Here is a 1,425-nt window from a genome sequence, read left to right on the forward strand (position 1 = left end):
TTAATAAAAAAAACGCCTAACTTGTTAGTTAGGCGCTGTGCTTATACTTTGTGTTTCATTAAACGTTCTTTTTCGCGAGACCAATCTTTATTTTTCCCGTCGTCACGTTTATCGTGCAACTTTTTACCTTTTGCTAGATGAAATTCAAGTTTTACCCAACATTTTTTCCAGTACATAGCTGTAGCTATTAATGAATAGCCATCTCGCTCTGTTGCACCGAGTAGACGGTCAAGTTCGCGTCTGCTTAATAGTAACTTACGATAACGCAACGGATCGCAAATTACATGGGTTGATGCACTATTAAGTGGCTGGATTTGCGCGCCAAGCAAAAATGCTTCGCCATTTTTAAGATGAATATAAGTTTCGGTGATGTTTACCTTACCTGCTCGGATACTTTTTACTTCCCAGCCTTGTAGTTCAACACCTGCTTCAAACTTATCGTGTAAAAAATACTCATGTCGCGCTTTTTTGTTTAGCGCGATGGTATTACTTGTCGATTTTGATGAATTTTTCTTAGCCATAGTGCCCTATAATATACGTAATGTGAGATGTTTTACATCGATTTTTTAATAATGCTTTTAAAAATTAAGCTTTAATTTAAGCAGCATGAAAATTTGGGGAAACGCGCAAAGCTTGCTAAAATTCGCCCACACAGTTGGGAGTGAGTATGCCACAAATAGAAAAAAGTGCGCTGGTTATGTACAGCACTAAAGAGATGTTTGATCTAGTTAATGATGTAGAAGCTTATTCGCAGTTTTTACCAAATTGCTCAGACTCAAAAATTGTTTCACAGCATGATAATAACATGACCGCGAGTTTAGAAATATCCAAGGCGGGTATAAAAAAGTGGTTTACCACCGAAAACACCTTTGTTGATGAGCAAACAGTGTTACTAAGCCTTGTTGATGGACCATTTAAGATGTTAAAAGGACGTTGGCACTTTCAAGAGCTTGACGCCAAAGCATGTAAAGTTCACTTGCAACTAGAATTTGAATTTTCAAATAAGTTAATAGAGCTTGCCTTTGGTAAGATTTTTAACGATGTTGCAAAAAATATGGTGAGTGCATTTACTCAACGTGCAAAACAGGTTTATGGAGCGAGAGCATGATTAATGTTGAGGTGGTCTTTGCATTACCAACCACGGCCACGTGTTTATCAATTGAAGTGCCACTAGGGACTACAGTCGAGCAAGCTGTTATTCAGTCAGGTATTATACAAAAGTGCCCTGAGATAGATGCTACATCGCTAACGTTAGGTGTGTGGAATCGAACTGTAAAAGCTAACTATGAATTAAAAGACGGTGACCGTATAGAAATATATCGTCCATTAATTGCAGACCCTAAAGATGCGCGTAGAAAGCGTGCAGAAAAAGCTAAAGAAGAGGGGCGTGCAAATAAAATAACGGGTGGCCGCCCACTCGAAAAG

The 1,425-nt window shown here is 38.5% G+C and carries 3 protein-coding genes; 2 read left to right on the top strand and 1 reads right to left on the bottom strand.

Features of this window, described 5'->3' with window-relative positions; genetic code table 11:
* Nucleotides 1-41 precede the first annotated feature (41 nt).
* Complete coding sequence (gene smpB, locus H5072_RS19420; protein ID WP_004335699.1) at nt 42-521, bottom strand: SsrA-binding protein SmpB; 480 nt, start codon at nt 519-521, stop codon at nt 42-44.
* Nucleotides 522-667: 146 nt separating this feature from the next.
* Between smpB and H5072_RS19425 the strand changes: the two genes are divergently transcribed.
* Both H5072_RS19425 and H5072_RS19430 read left to right on the top strand, forming a co-directional pair.
* Nucleotides 668-1,108, top strand: coding sequence for a type II toxin-antitoxin system RatA family toxin (locus H5072_RS19425; protein ID WP_024594788.1), 441 nt, complete (start codon nt 668-670; stop codon nt 1,106-1,108).
* Nucleotides 1,105-1,425, top strand: a 321-nt coding sequence (locus H5072_RS19430) for an RnfH family protein (protein WP_138488725.1), incomplete at its 3' end; no start/stop codon positions are given. The genes H5072_RS19425 and H5072_RS19430, both read left to right, overlap by 4 nt.

Source organism: Pseudoalteromonas sp. SR45-5, assembly GCF_014163565.1.
Lineage (GTDB): Bacteria > Pseudomonadota > Gammaproteobacteria > Enterobacterales > Alteromonadaceae > Pseudoalteromonas > Pseudoalteromonas distincta.